A 16848-nucleotide genomic window follows, 5' to 3' on the forward strand; every position below is an offset into this window, starting at 1 on the left:
CGTGGTGGAGAACATAATGAATAGTGAAAGATTAGGTGAGTTTGAGCAGTACTTTCAAATTAATGAAAGTATAAGAGTAAATTTATTTCCCGTATCAAACGGACAAGTTCCTAAATCGCAGCTTGAGCTTGAAGACGACATTCCCCCACTATTTAGATTAGCAAATGAAGTAAGTGAGCTTGAGCAAAGCTCGTTACGCCCACTGCGTAACTTAGGCGATATAGCACAAGAGCTAGCTACTTTTTTACAAGCGCAGTCACGTAAAATAGATTTAATAATGAGCCATATTTTGGCCTCAGAACAAGCCCAAGATAACGCAATACAATGTGATAGCTACGGCGGTGGCGGTATTCGTTTTACATCACCTGAAGTACACTCAATTGGCCAAGCATTTAGAACCAAACTGTTTTTGCACCACGAGGCCTCTGCGGTTTATTGTTACACCGAAGTTGTGGCAGTAGAAAAACAAGATAGCGAACACTACCAATACACTATGCTCTTTACCGCAATTAGAACCACTGACCAAGAACTTATTGTTAGAGCGAGTTTACATGCTCAAACCCGCCAACTTAAAAAACGTCAAGAACTTGATCAAAACCAAGGCGACCTAAACAGTGATAATTAGCTGACATCTTTATGTAAAATGCTAAACTAGCGCCATCTTAATTAGTATATAAAATTCATGAACTTTAGACTTTTACCAGAATGGGCCGAGCAAGACGCTGTTATGCTTACATGGCCTCACAAAGACACCGATTGGGCCGACAACTTAGCGCGTGTAGAACCTGTATATATTGAACTTGCTAAACACATAACAACGCAGCAACAGCTTGTTATTGTGGCGCATAACAGTGCCTTAAAAGTGCATATTACAGCATTACTAAATAGTGCTAACGTCTCTCTTAATCGTGTTCATTTTGTAGTAACGCCTACTAACGATACCTGGGCGCGCGATCATGGTCCGCTTACTTGCGCCGCTATTGATTCAACAGAACAATTAAAAGTATATGATTTTACTTTTAATGGTTGGGGCAATAAGTTTGAAAGCACATTAGACAATCAAATTAATCGTACTTTGGTAAAAGAGCTAAGTAGCACAAACAACCAATATCAAGCGCTCGATATGGTACTTGAAGGTGGCGGTATTGAAATAAACGAGCACGGTGTGTTGCTAACAACCAGTGAGTGTTTGCTTAATAAAAACCGTAACCCTGATTTAAACCCAAATGATATTGAAGCACTTTTGAAAGAGCACTTAGGCGCGACGAGTTTTTTATGGGTTGAACATGGCTATTTAGCGGGCGATGACACCGACAGCCACATTGATACTTTAGTGCGTTTTGCTCCAAATAATACCCTTGTATATGTGCAGTGTGACGATAAAACTGATGAGCATTTTAGCGCACTTGATGCGATGGAAAAACAACTAAAAACCTTTAAAACTGCCGATAACACCCCATATAACTTAATTGAGTTACCGTGGCCAAAAGCCGCTTATGACGATGAGCAAACACGCTTACCGGCTACCTACGCTAACTACTTAATTATTAATAATGCTGTGCTTGTGCCAACGTATAATGATGCCAATGATGAACGTGCTCTTGCACAAGTTCAAAAAGCATACCCACAACACACTATTATTGGCGTAAATTGCCAACCAATCATTGAACAATTTGGCAGCCTGCACTGTATTACAATGCAATTACCTCGTGGATTTTTAGCTGGAGCAGCACAATGACAAGCCCTGCAAAATTAACCGTTGCGTTAGTGCAACAAAGCAATACCGATAACGCAAAGGACAATATGGCAAAATCAATAAGTGCCATTCGTGAAGCCGCTCAAAAAGGTGCAAAACTGGTTGTACTCCAAGAGCTACACCGAAGCCTCTATTTTTGCCAAACCGAAAATGTTGACGTATTTGATTTAGCCGAAACCATTCCAGGCCCTAGCAGTAATGCCTTAGGTGAGCTTGCTAAAGAGCTAAGCATTGTTATTGTCGCGTCTTTATTTGAAAAGCGCGCTACGGGCCTTTATCACAATACTGCAGTTGTATTAGAGCAAGACGGCAGTATTGCAGGTAAATACCGCAAAATGCATATTCCTGATGATCCAGGTTTTTACGAAAAATTTTACTTTACCCCAGGTGATATCGGTTTTGAGCCTATTCAAACCTCGGTGGGTAAATTAGGCGTGCTAGTATGTTGGGATCAATGGTTTCCTGAAGCTGCACGTTTGATGGCAATGGCTGGCGCTGAGGTATTAATTTACCCAACCGCTATCGGTTGGGATCCTAACGACGACATTGCTGAGCAAACTCGTCAAAAAGATGCGTGGGTTATTAGCCAGCGTGCCCATGCTGTTGCCAATGGCGTGCCGGTAATTAGCTGTAACCGCGTTGGCCATGAAAGTGACCCTAGTGCGCAAAGCGATGGTATTTCGTTTTGGGGCAATTCGTTTATTGCAGGCCCACAAGGTGAACTATTAGCAGAGGCTAATAATACTGATGAGCAAATTTTAGTAGTAGAAATTGATCAAAAACGCTCAGAAAACGTAAGACGTATTTGGCCTTTCTTACGTGATAGACGAATTGATCACTATAAAGACCTAACAAAAATATACCGAGACTAAGTAACCTTAACTCAAGATGGCTCTTACTTGCTAAGAGCCATCTATAAATGGAGTAATAAATGGCGTTTGAGCAATGGGCAGCCTTGCCTTGGGTAAAATCTCATAAAGATAAAATTCAATGGGGCCAGCTAAGCGGAAGTGGTTTAAGTATTGCTATTGCTGAAGGCGTTAAACAACAAGATAACTTAGTCTTAATTGTTACGCCTGATACACCAAGTGCACTGCGCCTTGAAACAGAATTAGAATATTTATTACCCGATAACCCAGTCATGGTATTTCCTGATTGGGAAACTCTGCCATACGATCATTTTTCTCCCCATCAAGATATTATTTCAGCCCGTTTGGCCACTTTAAACACCTTAAAAAAAGAACAACAAAGTGTGTTAATTGTGCCTGTATCTACTTTAATGTTGCGCACAGCCCCGGCCTCATTTATTTACGGTTCAACAATAAACTTTAAAGTAGGCGACAAACTAGACACTCATAACTTTCGTGACAATTTAGAGCAAGCCGGTTATTTAAATGTTCAACAAGTAATGGAGCACGGCGAATACGCTATACGCGGCTCTATCGTTGACTTATACCCAATGGGTAGCCCACACCCATTCAGACTCGACTTTTTTGATGACGAACTCGATACCATTCGCTTATTTGATGTAGAAACACAGCGCTCTGATGAAAAAGTAGATAAAATTGAGCTACTTCCAGCGCATGAATTTCCTACTAACGACGCTGATATAGAACGCTTTAGAATAAGCTACCGTGAAAAATTTGGCGCAAGCTCGCAGCAAGATTCAGTATACATGCAGGTAAGCAAAGGTAACTGGCCTGCAGGTATTGAATACTACATGCCGTTGTTTTTTGAAAAGCTCGCGACTATTTTTGACTACCTGCCAGATACAACAACCGTTATGCAGCTGGGTGATTTAGAGCACGCGGCAGATAACTTTTGGCACGATGTAAATGTACGCTATGAAAACCGCAGAGTTGACCCACTTCGTCCATTACTTGAACCCAATGCGCTTTATCAGCCTATTGAAGAGCTGTTTTCTAATTTAGGCAATTTTGCACGTATTAGATTATCCCTTGCAAAGCTTGGCACTAAAGCGGGTAATAAAAACTTAAGCGTTAGCGAGCTGCCAGCCATTCGAATTGATCATAAACAGCATGAACCTTATGGCGCGTTTATAAATTATGTAGCAGAGCAAAAAAAGAAAAAAGGCCGCATATTACTCAGTGTTGAATCGGACGGTCGTCGCGAATCATTGCTGAGCATTTTAAAACCAAGCGGTTTAAAATTTAAAGAATTTGAAACACTCGAACAATTTATAAAAAGTGCAAGTGACGTAGGCTTAATAGTAAGTCCGCTCGAGCAAAGTGTAGTACTTGGCACTAAACCAAGCCTTTCTATTATTACCGAGCAAGAACTGCTTGGCATAAAAGTATCTCAGCGCAGACGCCGCAAGCACAAGTACGAAGCCAGCCAAGATGCGCTAATTCGTAATTTAGCCGAGCTTAAAGAAGGTCAACCTGTTGTGCATCTTGATCACGGTGTTGGCCGTTATCAGGGGTTGCAAACAATTGATGCTGCAGGTGTAGTTACTGAATTTGTAACAATTACTTACGCAAGTGAAGCTAAATTGTACGTGCCAGTATCTGCATTGCATATGCTGAGTCGTTACTCTGGCGGTGAAGAAGCCAGCGCCCCACTGCATAAGCTTGGCTCAGATGCATGGGAAAAAGCAAAAAAACGTGCGGCTGAAAAAGTTCGCGATGTAGCCGCAGAATTACTCGACATTTATGCTCAGCGCCAAGCAAAACCTGGTAATAAATTTACTCTAGATGCCCCCGCATATCGACAATTTAGCGATAGCTTTCCGTTTGAAGAAACTGACGATCAGCGCAACGCCATAGAAGCCGTATTAGGTGATATGCAATCAAAACAAGCGATGGATCGTTTAGTGTGTGGTGACGTAGGCTTTGGTAAAACAGAAGTGGCCATGCGCGCTGCTTTTGTAGCAGTTAACGATGATAAGCAGGTAGCCATTTTAGTGCCCACCACCTTGCTCGCTCAACAACACTATGAAAACTTTAAAGACCGTTTTGCTGATTTTCCTATTGAAGTAGGTGTGCTTTCGCGCTTTAACTCCACTAAAGAGCAAAAAGACACACTTGAAAAAATGGCCAATGGTAAGCTCGATATAGTTATTGGCACGCATAAACTTATTCAACAAGACATTAAATTTAACGATTTAGGCTTGTTAATTGTTGATGAAGAGCATCGCTTTGGTGTTCGCCAAAAAGAGAAAATTAAAGCACTGCGCGCCGATGTAGACATACTCACACTGACTGCAACGCCAATACCTCGTACACTCAACATGGCCATGAGCGGCATGCGCGATTTATCGATAATCGCAACGCCACCGGCTAAACGTTTAGCGGTAAAAACCTTTGTACGCCAACGCGATGTAGAACTAATACGCGAAGCGGTACTGCGAGAAATTAAACGCGGTGGCCAAGTTTACTTTTTACATAACAACGTAGAAACTATCGAGCGTGTTGCACAAGAAATTAGTGAATGGGTACCTGAAGCCAGTGTGACTACAGCCCATGGCCAAATGCGCGAGCAAGAGCTTGAGCAAATAATGACTGACTTTTACCATCAAAAATACAACGTGCTAGTATGTACCACAATTATCGAAACCGGTATTGATGTGCCTACGGCTAATACCATTATCATGGACAGAGCAGATAAACTCGGCCTTGCCCAGTTACACCAATTACGTGGACGAGTTGGTCGAAGCCACCATCAAGCGTATGCCTACCTACTAACAGGTGACCCTAAAGCCCTTTCTAAAGATGCGAGTAAACGCTTACAAGCAATTGAATCATTAGAGGACTTAGGTGCAGGTTTTGCCCTCGCTACACATGACTTAGAAATTCGTGGTGCGGGTGAGCTACTTGGCGATGATCAATCAGGCCAAATGCAAACCATCGGCTTTAGTTTGTATATGGAAATGCTCGAACAAGCCGTAAATGCGCTGCGCGAGGGTAAAGAGCCAACGCTTGAAAACCTACTTCAAAAACAAACCGAAGTAGATTTAAAGCTCGCTGCATTATTACCTGATGACTACATACACGATGTTAATGCACGCTTGGGTATGTATAAGCGAATTGCAAGTTGTGCTAACCTTGATGATATGGATGAGCTACAGGTGGAACTAATAGACCGCTTTGGTTTACTACCTGATGCTGCTAAAAACCTATTTAGCCTACAATTATTAAAAATGAAAGCTAGTAGTTTAGGTATAACTAAAATTGAGGCAAACCCAAAAGGTGGTTACTTTGAGTTTAGCCAAGATACCAAGGTTAACCCTAGCTTCATCATTGGCTTGATACAAAGTGCACCTAAGGTGTACAAAATGGATGGCGCAAATAAACTGCGCTTTGCAATTAGTGAGGCAAATGCCCGCGAACGCTTAAAAATGGTCACTGCAATGATTGCAGATTTCGAAAAAAAGGTTAGCCATTAATGTTGCTAAAAAAATCGCTTATTGTTTTATGCTGCTTATTTAGCAGCACTGCATTTGCAGAACGCTGGTTTGAGGTTGAGGTGCTTGTATTTAAACAGCGCCCTGCCCCGTATTTACAAGAAGACTTTAGCCTTAAGCACAAAGCTATTGAAGATAAAAATACGCTAGACTTACTGACCCCTCTTTACACTGAACAAGCAATGCAGGCCTGCATAGATGGCGATGAGCGTTTTCAAAAACGCACTTTTACTGATTCATTAGTTAATTCAAACCCGCAATCAGGTGTATGTGACAACAGTATTGACTACCTACAAAGCTACGATGAGCTACCTGTAACGCCTTTAGCACCCGCTAAAGATGATATGCAGCAAACCTATTTATTAGCGCCGCAACAGCTGCAATTTAAAGCGCAATATAGGCAACTGGACCGCAAAGGCTTAACACCTATTCTACATACTGGCTGGCGCTTTGAAGGTGCAAGCAAGTCACGCGCCCCAAGCATGCATTTAATGGCGGGTAAGCATCTTAAAAATGAACCCAATGTAACACCTAGCTATTCAAACCCTGATTTTGTAAGTTTATTGAATTCACAACCGGCGCTATTTAACGACCCAGATCAATCAAAAGCAGAATGGGAACTAGACGGTTTATTTAAAATACATTTACGACATTATTTATACATTACAGCTAATTTTGATATTAGCCAAAAGCTAGAAAACGGCGATATAGAGTCAGCCCGTTTTTCTCAGTTTAGACGTGTAATTAGTGGTGAAGTACATTACTTTGACCATCCACGAATGGGCATGATTGTCCAGATCAGAAAATTCAAACATTAATATTAAGTAGGATATAACAATGAAAAAACTCCTTATCATCGCAGCTACATTAAGCCTTGCGGCTTGTTCTAAGGTAAGTCTTGAAAATTATGAAAAAATTAAAGTAGGCATGGATAAGACTGAAGTTGAAACTATTTTAGGCAGTGCTGATAACTGTGTTGAAAAGACACTACATACTAACTGTGTATGGGGCGATGAAGCAAAAAATATCGAGATCACGCTAGTATCAGACAAAGTAACTTTATATAGCAAACATGGCTTAGCTAATAAATAAAGTGACCAAATATTAGGGGCTTATTGTATCAGCCCCTTTTAAAATTAATTAAACTCATTTTTTGGAGTAGATAAGCTCAATATTAACGATTTTACTGCGATTTAACGTTATTTTATAGCGTTGATAAAGTGTTTTATCTTCCTCAGTTAGAACAAGTACCATGTTTAATTGATAACGCCTTTCTACAGCCTGCTTAGAAATTTTATTACTGTCTAAATGATATAGCTTCCCTTCACCACGTTTTAAATAACGTGCAAATGGTGCAAGATTAAATTGTAGCGTGTGCTGTAGTGTATCGTAGCCGGGCAAAAATTCTTTCGCACTAACACGTGTCTCACTTGCAAAGTGTAACCACTGCGCAGCTTGTTTATTTTGTTGACGACGTTTTGAAAAAATAGATTTCACTTCTTTAGGTATTTTTTTAAAGCGCATGTATTCAAGCCAAATTAACTGACTCGCTACTTTGTCTTTGGTAATACTATTTTTAAAACTAAATCGCCACTTAGGTCGCCCTTGTACAATGGCTCGCCAAATCATACGTGTAATATCTTCTTTAAATATTTCACGCAGCCCGTAAATAACTCCTAAAATTAAAATAAGCGTCGCGGTGACTTCCGTAAACGTTGAGCGGGCATTAAGTATCACAACCATCACAAATGCCATGATAACAGCTGTTACAGTGCCTTTAACTAATCGTTTAAGGTAGCTGTTAAGAAACCGCGTTTGACGCTGTAATATTACGCCGTGCTCAATTAAGCGTTGTAACAAGCGCATTTTATTTGTTATTCGATTTGCGTCTTGCATAGTGGTTTCAGAGTTGTAGCTTTTCTCTGCTCGATACGTATTTTCGCTTTTACAAAACTGCAGTAAATCGTTACGCTCTTTTGCATAATCGCTACTACGTGGGCCTTCATCTAAAAGCTTTAAAAAAGATTGCTCAACATGCCAACTTAAATAGTTATCAGCATTGGTAAAAAATGGCAGTAGTTTTTCGTCATCTGGTGTGTAGCGACGCAGCTTTTTTAAAAGCCCTTCGCTTTGCTCATATACCTCGTTAGCACGTTTATAAAAGTCTTCGGCTTCATCAATTTTTAACGCGTCTTTTATATCGGCATCAAGGGCTAAACGTACTTGGTAACAAAATAAATTAAGGTTTTGCCGGTAATCTTGTTGCTCACCTTTGTTTTTACTAACAAAACGGCTTCGCACTAAAGGCAAGTGTATATTGTTAGCGTTATACGCTAGGTGTGATTTAAAGTGGTTATTAAAGTAAGATTCTTCGGTAAGTGTTTGCGGATTGATCCCCATTTCATTAGGGATAGAAAAATACAGATCTATGCGCTGTTCAGAACGAGGAGTTAGTTCTGGTTCAATGACAAAAGATAAGTTTTCATCTTGTTTTAACAATTAGTTCTCCTTCTAAAATATCGTTTTAGTGTACTTGCCTCCTTTATTTTGTTCAATAAAAAAGGCTCAGTAAATACTGAGCCTTAATAAGATTAATGTGCTAGTTAAAATTTAACATTTACACCAGCAAATACACGACGGCCAAGTACATCATATGTGTACGGGTCAGTATTAGAATCGTTGTTACCTGAGTAGTATGGTGGCTCTTTATCAAACATGTTATTAACGCCTGCAGAAACAGTTAACACATCATTGATCATGTAAGAAGCACTAATATCATGATATACAATAGACGGTGTTGTAGGAGCTAAACACGTATCATCGCCGATACATGCAAAGCTATCCATTCCAGCAATATAACGAGCTTCATATGTAGCATCCCAGTTGTCACCTTTAACATTTAAGTTAAAGTTCGATTTAATATCTGCATAACCGCCGGCACCACCAGTGATGAAGCCTGAGTAATCGACTATTGCACCGGTATCAACAACATACTCATCTAAATAAGTTGTATCTAAGCCTGTTTTCCAGCTTAAACCTAATGCTTCAAATGCATAAGTAAGGTTTAAATCGACACCTGATGTTTTCTCAGAACCAATGTTACGTAATTGGTTGTTGAAAACAATACGGCCATCAGCTTGGAATACTGCAGAAGTACTTATACAAATTGCATTAGTGCTGCTATTTGCGTTACCAATACATTGATCTACTACATATTGATTGTTATAAGTAGAAATTGCATTCTCAATTTCAATGTCGTAATAATCTAGCGTCATTGAGAAACCATCAAACCACTCTGGCTCGTAAACAACACCAACGGTAAGCGTATCTGCTTCTTCTGGAGTTAAGTTACTGTTACCACCAACGGTTACTTCAGCTTGGCTGTCTGCACCAGGGTAACTAACTTGCTCGTATGATGGCGCGTTACCAGAATAAAGCTCATCAACTGTTGGGGCACGGAATGCTGTAGAACGAACACCACGTAGCATTAATTCGTCATTTACGCGCCAAGTTAAACCTAGTTTCCACGTTTCGTCTGAACCGAACGTACTATAATCGAATGCACGAACAGCTGCACTTAACTCAACTGCATCAGCAAAAGGTGCATCAGCAAGTAATGGTATAGCAAATTCAACATAAGCTTCATTTACATCAAAACCACCACTAGTAGCATCAACGCGAGGATCGTTACCTAACCCCTGCGCTGCAATTGAATCTGGTGTGTACCATGCTTTTTCTTGACGGCGCTCAACACCTGCTGCAAACGCAGCGTAACCAGCGGGCATTTCAAACATTTCGCCTGAAAGTGATGCTGCTAAAATAAATAATTGACTACCACCTGAATTTTGCTCTGTGTAAATGTAGTCTTGTACATTAGATAACGCCCAATCAGCTTCATCTAATGGATTAAATGTTCCAGCCGCAATTGCTGTATTTATTGCAGAAACATTGTGGAGGTTACTTAGTTTATCTACTGAATCATTGCGACCAAAGTTCGCAGAAAAATCCCAAGAGTAATCACTTATGACACCTTCTGCACCAACAACAATACGGACCGTATCTACTGTTTGGGATAAACCACGTGCACCACTTTCTGTCATACGACGACGATAACTAATTTCATCGCCGTAAGCATAGTTCGTTGGTGTTGTAACATAATTGCCATCAGCATCTTCTACAAACGCACCATCAGTAATCTGACGTTTATCATACGTTTGGCTTAATAGACTATTACCCATGCTTTCATTATAGTTAAAACCAAAGTTAATTGGTTGTGGAGCTAATTGCTGCTCTGACCAACGTTTAGTGTAAGTAAACTCACTAAAAAGGCTCGTATCATCGCTTAACTCATAAGTCCCCATGCCAGTAAGATTCAAACGTTCCATTGGCGTGTATAAGTAACTTTGTTCTGCATAATTGTAAGCATCAGCTTCATCAGTGAAGCGGTGTAAACTACCACCACGGTTACTTAAACCGCTGTCGTTTGCTACACCTTGTTGCTCAACTTCACCATCGCTGTTAGTAATACCAGCAGTGTTTACGTTATAAATATGGCCGCCTTCACTAAATGATGAACCACCACAGAAAAGACCGTTTTCACCTTCAAATAAAGGACAATTTGAAAATCCACGATCACCTTGGCTAGCTTCGCCACGATTCGTATATTGAGCACCAAAGACAATATTACCTTTATCGAATGAAGTACCCACTGTAAAGTCGATAGAAGTTTCTGATGCATCATGCTTTGATGTCATTGCAGAATTAACGTTTAAATCTAAACCTTCAAAATCATTTTTTAAAATGATGTTCACAACACCAGCAACAGCATCCGTACCATAAACAGCAGATGCGCCATCTTTAAGTACTTCTATCTGTTTAATCATAGATACAGGGATAGTGTTTAAATCAACTGTAGAAGCTGCACCAGTACCTGAGTTAATCATACGACGGCCGTTTACAAGTACTAATGTACGTTGCGAACCTAAACCACGTAAATCAATTGATGCATTACCGCCAGAGCCGTTATTTACGCCTGGATTAGTCATAGCGCCGCCAGTAGCAGTCATTTGCTGAAGCACACTATCAACTGATGTAGCACCAGAAGCTCTGATTTCATCTGCACCAATAAGTGTAACTGGGCTAGCGGTTTCCATGTCAGAACGCTTAATGCGAGAACCCGTTACTTGAATTTTTTCGATTGCTTGTGCTGAGTCTTCAGCAGCAAGAACTTGCACACTTGAGAACATTGGAAATGCTGCGATTACAGCTAAACCAAGAGTTGATTTTTTCATGAAAGAACCCTACTTGTTGGAAATTTACCTTTATTGGTAATGCTCACTTTTTATTAGAATAGTGAGTCAGGTGGGCAACTTAGGCGCTTTTAACTGAACGAAAACTTAATGGCAGCTCAATTTATATCAAGAAATAAAATGGAATAACCATAGTAGGTACATAGGTTACATTATGTTTCAGTGTTAATTAATAAATACACTTTAAAAACAACACCTTGAAAAGGCAAGGAAACATTAGAAACACACCTGAAACCAAAGTGATTCACTTTGTAATCAAATGTAATTAACTGAGCTACGTACCAAAAACAGACAAATTAACAACTTAATCACAGCACATTATTAAAACCGCAAAACTAAATGTTAATTAATAACCATATTTATGCATACTTGATGCTTAAATAGTCTTATTTAGCCTCTTTGGAAGGTTTTTTGATTAGATTTTTTTATTCAGTCGTAATTAAAGTTGAACTTTTTGAGAGCACTTATTCACTATTGAAGTTTTGTCAGTATTAAAACCTAAAAAGGCAATTTTATTGATCTTGTCACTCAAATAATCGTATGTATATGAAAACGAACTCACATCAAAAATGTAAGCTGTATACAAGAGTTTGTAGTCGCAACTTTAATACGTTACGTAAAAAGAGTAATTGAGTGTTTGTATTACAGAGGTGGCATTATCTTTAACGGTTAGTTCTAAATTCCAAAGCATATTTTGCTCTGAACAAATACCAACCATAGTATTACTTTGCCAAAGATCATTATGTTTTTTAAATTTTTGGGGAATGTAACCCATGTACATAGTGATGCCTTTAAGCTTGGCATCTTCAATTGTAACGTTTGCAGGTAAGTCACTAAAGATAGTAAATGGGGTTTCGGGGGAAAGGGTTTTCTCGCTTAACCATACTTTAACATCATTTGAAAAAGTACAAGGCAAATTGGCTTCGCACTGGGCATTTTTAAGAAATTTTTCATCTGTATTTTTAGAAAAATCACACGCTGTTAATAAAAAAAACACCACAGTGAATAAACTTAACCTATATATAAGCATAACAATTTCGCACTAAAGAAAAGCAAATACTAATAATCGTGACTGTAAATAACAAGTGCGAGTGTTACTATTAGGCCAAATTAGGCACAAACTGTATCAAAAAATAAACAACAAGCTCACAAAGTTTGATTGATGTCATAATTTTATGTAATTGACCTATCTTTTTTAGGCCAAAAAATTTATCATTTCACCCGCAAAAAATAAGGGTTTCTCAAGTTTTTTTTCTGAAGTTTTCATGTATTGAAAGTTTTAGGTAACACGCTTGAGAAAAATAGTAGGCCCCACTTTTAATAGTGGGTAATTCATTTCTAAACGCATTTATTGCAGCGGAAGCCAGAAAATGAGCCAAACAGTAGCATCACAAACTGAGTATAACTATAAGGTTGTACGCCAATTCGCTATTATGACAGTGATTTGGGGCATCGTTGGCATGAGTATTGGGGTTCTGATTGCTGCCCAATTAGCTTGGCCAGCACTTAACTTTGATACACCATGGTTAACTTACTCTCGACTACGTCCGTTACACACGAACGCAGTAATTTTCGCATTTGGTACTAGTGCACTGTTTGCGACGTCTTATTACGTCGTACAACGTACTTGCCAAACGCGTCTTTTCTCAGACAAACTCGCCGCCTTTTCATTTTGGGGCTGGCAGCTAGTTATTGTATTAGCAGTAATTACATTACCACTTGGTATTACTAGCTCAAAAGAATACGCAGAACTTGAATGGCCAATCGATATTTTAATCGCTGTGGTTTGGATTGTTTACGCTATTGTATTCTTTGGTACTTTAATCAAGCGTAAAGTGTCGCACATTTATGTTGCTAACTGGTTCTATGCTGGCTTTATTATTACTGTTGCAGTACTACACATTGTAAACAGCATGGCAGTGCCTGTGTCGTTAACTAAATCATACTCAATCTACGCAGGTGCGGTAGATGCTATGGTTCAGTGGTGGTACGGTCATAACGCTGTAGGTTTCCTATTAACTGCTGGTTTCTTGGGTATGATGTATTACTTTGTACCAAAACAAGCAGGTCGCCCAGTTTACTCATACCGTTTATCGGTAGTTCACTTTTGGGCATTAATTTCATTATATATTTGGGCAGGTCCTCACCACCTTCACTACACTGCGCTTCCTGATTGGACGCAAAGTTTAGGTATGGTTATGTCTATTATCCTATTCGTACCGTCTTGGGGTGGTATGATTAACGGTATTATGACCCTATCAGGCGCATGGCATAAACTGCGTACTGATCCAGTACTACGCTTCCTAGTTGTTTCATTGTCTTTCTACGGTATGTCTACGTTCGAAGGCCCTATGATGGCAATTAAATCTGTAAATGCGTTATCTCACTACACAGATTGGACAATCGGCCACGTACACTCAGGTGCACTAGGTTGGGTTGCTATGATTTCAATTGGTGCTATTTACCACTTAATTCCTGCGTTATTTGCGCAAGGTCGTATGTATAGCGTTAAATTAGTTAACACCCACTTCTGGTTACATACTGTAGGTGTTGTTTTATACATTGTTGCAATGTGGATCTCTGGTGTAATGCAAGGTCTAATGTGGCGTGCGGTAAATGCCGACGGTACATTAATGTACAGCTTTGTGCAGTCTTTAGAAGCGTCGCATCCTTTCTACATTATGCGTTTTGTAGGCGGTGTATTCATCGTAACAGGCATGTTAGTTATGGCTTATAACGTTTTCCGTACAATTTCAGCTGAGAAAGAATCTCTGAAGTTAGACGCGCAAGCACAATTAGCATAACGGAGTGAGATGATGAGCAATAAAAATTCACAAAACAAACATGAAATAGTAGAAAAGAACGTTGGCCTTATGGCTATTCTGACTGTTTTTGCTATCAGCTTTGGTGCATTAGTTGAAATTACTCCGCTAATGTTCCAAGACGACACAACTAAACCAGTAGAAGGCCTACGCCCTCTTAATGCTTTAGAAATGGAAGGCCGTGACATATATGTACGTGAAGGTTGTTATAACTGTCACTCACAAATGATCCGCCCTTTTCGTGATGAAGTTGAGCGTTACGGTCACTACTCTGTAGCAGGCGAGTCAGTATGGGATCACCCTTTCCAATGGGGTTCTAAACGTACTGGCCCTGACCTTGCTCGCGTTGGTAAACGTTACTCGGACGACTGGCATTATGCTCACTTAGTTGACCCACGTGCTGTGGTTCCTGAGTCGAATATGCCGGGTTTTCCTTGGTTAGCAGAGGATAAGGTAGATACAAGCCTGACTCTGAAAAAACTACAAATTTTCCGTGATACTTTTGCTATTAACCCAGAAAACCCTAAACACCCGGGCCTAGGTTATGGCAGCGACGAAGAACTTAAAGCTGATGTTGAAAAAGTTAACGCTATGAATAACGGCGAAGGCGCAACAGAAATCCAAGCTCTAATCGCGTATTTACAGCAACTTGGTACCCACTTGAAGTAAATTATTATGGATTACGGAACATACAGAGGCATTTTGACTCTGGTAATTTTAGTATTGTTTATTGTGATTGTTGTATGGGCATACAGCAAGCGTAGCAAAAATCGTTTTGATAGCGCTGCTAATGCCATTTTCGAAGATGAAAAAAAACATAACAACACACTCTCTAACGAGGAAAAGGAGTCTGAAAAATGACTAGCTTTTGGAGTATTTGGGTTATTGTATTAACCCTTGCATGCTTATGCATCATCTTTGGCCTATTAGTTTGGAACTTAAAAAACTATGCTGGCGTAAAAGAAGGTGAAAGCTGTGGACATGAATTTGACGGCATTGAAGAGCTAAATAATCCACTACCAAAATGGTGGACTTACATGTTTTTCGCAACTTTTATTTGGTCAGTATATTACCTTGCAGCTTACCCAGGTTTAGGCAACTGGGAAGGTTTAGGTAAATGGACTAGCTCTAATCAAGGTATTACGTCTTTAGCTGAATCTAAAAAAGCAGTTGCAGAGGCTAAAGCAGAAGGTCGTTTTGTTAAACTTGATAAAGAGTATGAAGCTGCAGAAGAACGCTTTGGTCCTATTTTTAATCGACTTGCACAAGTGCCGGTTTTAGATTTAGTTAATTCTAAGTTTGAAGGCGACGCAGCGCAGCAAGTTGCTCTTGAAAATGGTGACAAACATGAACAAACAGATGGTCAATTAGCCATCGAAATTGGTCAGCGTTTATTCTCACAAAACTGTGCGCAATGTCACGGCTCTGATGCACGTGGTGGAACAGGCTTCCCTAACCTAACGGATAAAGATTGGTTATATGGCGGTACACCAGACAAAATTAGAGAAACACTGCTTAATGGTCGTATAGCTGCAATGCCAGCTTGGGGCGATGCTCTTGGTGAGCAAGGCGTTAAAGAAATGACTGCACATGTGCTGAGCCTTTCTGGTCGTACTGTTAACCAAAAAGATGCTGCCGCAGGTAAAGCTAAGTTTGCTATGTGTGCTGCATGTCACGGTGCTGACGGTAAAGGGTCGGTTGCACATAACCTACCATTTGGCGCGCCTAACCTGACTGATAACATTTGGTTATACGGTGGTTCTCAACGTGCTGTTGAAGAAACACTTAACCACGGCCGTGCTGGTGTAATGCCTGCTTGGAAAGACATTTTAGGTGAAGATAAAATTCACTTATTAACAGCCTACGTTTACAGTTTATCGCAAGATAAATAAGCACGCGGTTAATAAAATGTTTATAAATTAATTTATTTAATTCAATAGATTAATCCAGATCAAAAAAGCCTCCAGTCGGAGGCTTTTTTTTAGTCTTTTACGTATAATTCCTATAAAATAACGCTTCCTAAACTAATTTTAGAGACACTATGCAACCTACTCCGTGGTATAAAAATTTTTGGCCTTGGTTTTTAATCTTTTTTCCGTTAGTTGCCATTATTGGCTGTATTAGCTTATTTATTACGGCAATAGGTAACGGCCCAGATATGGTTGTTGACGACTACTACAAAAAAGGTAAAGCAATAAACTTAGAACTGACTAAGTTTGAAAAAGCAAAAGCACTTTACTTACATGGCGAATTAAATGTAACCAACGAGCGTGTAAGCTTTAAGTTTACAAAAGGTGACAGTAGCAACGTACATGTTTTAAAACTTTCGTTTTACCACCGTACTATTAAAGCGCATGACTTTGAGGCAACACTTACGCCTAATGCCAATCAAGAATTTACTGCATTACTTGATAAGTATACGCCAGGTGCATATTCTGTATTTATTGAGCCAATTGATGGCAGCTGGAAACTAAAAGAAAACATTGTTCTACCGACGGCTGAAACCGTTTTAGTTACTCCTAACTATAAGTAATCATT

14 protein-coding genes are annotated in these 16848 nt (G+C 39.7%); 11 read left to right on the plus strand and 3 right to left on the minus strand.

The features are described 5' to 3' along the window. Positions 1 to 16: 16 nt before the first annotated feature. Genes H5117_RS10760 through H5117_RS10785 form a run of 6 tightly spaced genes read left to right on the plus strand, consistent with a single transcriptional unit; the run spans position 17 to position 7271 of the window. Entirely contained in the window at positions 17 to 625 is a 609-nt protein-coding gene (locus H5117_RS10760) for a PilZ domain-containing protein (RefSeq protein WP_002961502.1), read from the plus strand. 57 nt (positions 626 to 682) lie between these two features. Further along, positions 683 to 1738 (plus strand): agmatine/peptidylarginine deiminase, encoded by a 1056-nt coding sequence (locus tag H5117_RS10765; RefSeq protein WP_182695104.1) that lies wholly within the window; start codon positions 683 to 685, stop codon positions 1736 to 1738. Continuing rightward, positions 1735 to 2628, plus strand: coding sequence for a carbon-nitrogen hydrolase (locus tag H5117_RS10770; RefSeq protein ID WP_024597239.1), 894 nt, complete (start codon positions 1735 to 1737; stop codon positions 2626 to 2628). The genes H5117_RS10765 and H5117_RS10770 overlap by 4 nt, the downstream gene beginning before the upstream one ends. A 59-nt stretch (positions 2629 to 2687) precedes the next feature. Continuing rightward, positions 2688 to 6161, plus strand: a complete 3474-nt coding sequence (gene mfd / locus H5117_RS10775) for a transcription-repair coupling factor (RefSeq protein WP_182737793.1) — start codon at positions 2688 to 2690, stop codon at positions 6159 to 6161. Continuing rightward, on the plus strand, positions 6161 to 6997 hold the full coding sequence (locus H5117_RS10780) for a peptidoglycan binding protein CsiV (RefSeq protein ID WP_165723939.1): 837 nt from the start codon (positions 6161 to 6163) through the stop codon (positions 6995 to 6997). The genes mfd and H5117_RS10780 overlap by 1 nt, the downstream gene beginning before the upstream one ends. 19 nt (positions 6998 to 7016) lie before the next feature. Next, positions 7017 to 7271 carry a lipoprotein gene (locus H5117_RS10785; RefSeq protein ID WP_024597375.1) on the plus strand — a complete coding sequence of 85 codons (255 nt, stop codon included), beginning with the start codon at positions 7017 to 7019 and terminating at the stop codon, positions 7269 to 7271. A gap of 54 nt (positions 7272 to 7325) precedes the next feature. Here the strand turns inward: H5117_RS10785 and H5117_RS10790 are convergent, their stop codons facing one another. The 3 genes from H5117_RS10790 to H5117_RS10800 all read right to left on the minus strand — a co-directional run bounded on the left by H5117_RS10790 (position 7326) and on the right by H5117_RS10800 (position 12518). Next, positions 7326 to 8678, minus strand: a complete 1353-nt coding sequence (locus tag H5117_RS10790; protein WP_024597376.1) for a hypothetical protein — start codon at positions 8676 to 8678, stop codon at positions 7326 to 7328. 104 nt (positions 8679 to 8782) lie between these two features. Then, positions 8783 to 11470, minus strand: coding sequence for a TonB-dependent receptor (locus H5117_RS10795; protein ID WP_182737796.1), 2688 nt, complete (start codon positions 11468 to 11470; stop codon positions 8783 to 8785). Positions 11471 to 12092: 622 nt separating this feature from the next. Continuing rightward, a complete protein-coding gene (locus tag H5117_RS10800) occupies positions 12093 to 12518 on the minus strand; it encodes a hypothetical protein (RefSeq protein ID WP_039490088.1) in 426 nt (141 codons plus the stop codon). 340 nt (positions 12519 to 12858) lie between these two features. Between H5117_RS10800 and ccoN the strand changes: the two genes are divergently transcribed. From ccoN to H5117_RS10825, 5 genes are all read left to right on the plus strand, one after another. Continuing rightward, positions 12859 to 14292: a cytochrome-c oxidase, cbb3-type subunit I gene (gene ccoN, locus H5117_RS10805; RefSeq protein ID WP_002961515.1), complete on the plus strand. Its 1434-nt coding sequence runs from the start codon at positions 12859 to 12861 to the stop codon at positions 14290 to 14292. Positions 14293 to 14304: 12 nt separating this feature from the next. Continuing rightward, positions 14305 to 14979, plus strand: coding sequence for a cytochrome-c oxidase, cbb3-type subunit II (ccoO, locus tag H5117_RS10810; RefSeq protein WP_024597379.1), 675 nt, complete (start codon positions 14305 to 14307; stop codon positions 14977 to 14979). A gap of 6 nt (positions 14980 to 14985) precedes the next feature. Next, positions 14986 to 15171, plus strand: coding sequence for a CcoQ/FixQ family Cbb3-type cytochrome c oxidase assembly chaperone (locus tag H5117_RS10815; protein WP_024597380.1), 186 nt, complete (start codon positions 14986 to 14988; stop codon positions 15169 to 15171). Then, positions 15168 to 16202 carry a cytochrome-c oxidase, cbb3-type subunit III gene (gene ccoP, locus H5117_RS10820; RefSeq protein WP_039490091.1) on the plus strand — a complete coding sequence of 345 codons (1035 nt, stop codon included), beginning with the start codon at positions 15168 to 15170 and terminating at the stop codon, positions 16200 to 16202. The genes H5117_RS10815 and ccoP overlap by 4 nt, the downstream gene beginning before the upstream one ends. Before the next feature lie 149 nt (positions 16203 to 16351). Further along, entirely contained in the window at positions 16352 to 16843 is a 492-nt protein-coding gene (locus H5117_RS10825; protein WP_002963075.1) for a FixH family protein, read from the plus strand. The last annotated feature ends 5 nt before the right edge of the window (positions 16844 to 16848 follow it).

This window comes from Pseudoalteromonas sp. SG45-1 (genome assembly GCF_014164135.1).
Classification (GTDB): domain Bacteria; phylum Pseudomonadota; class Gammaproteobacteria; order Enterobacterales; family Alteromonadaceae; genus Pseudoalteromonas; species Pseudoalteromonas distincta.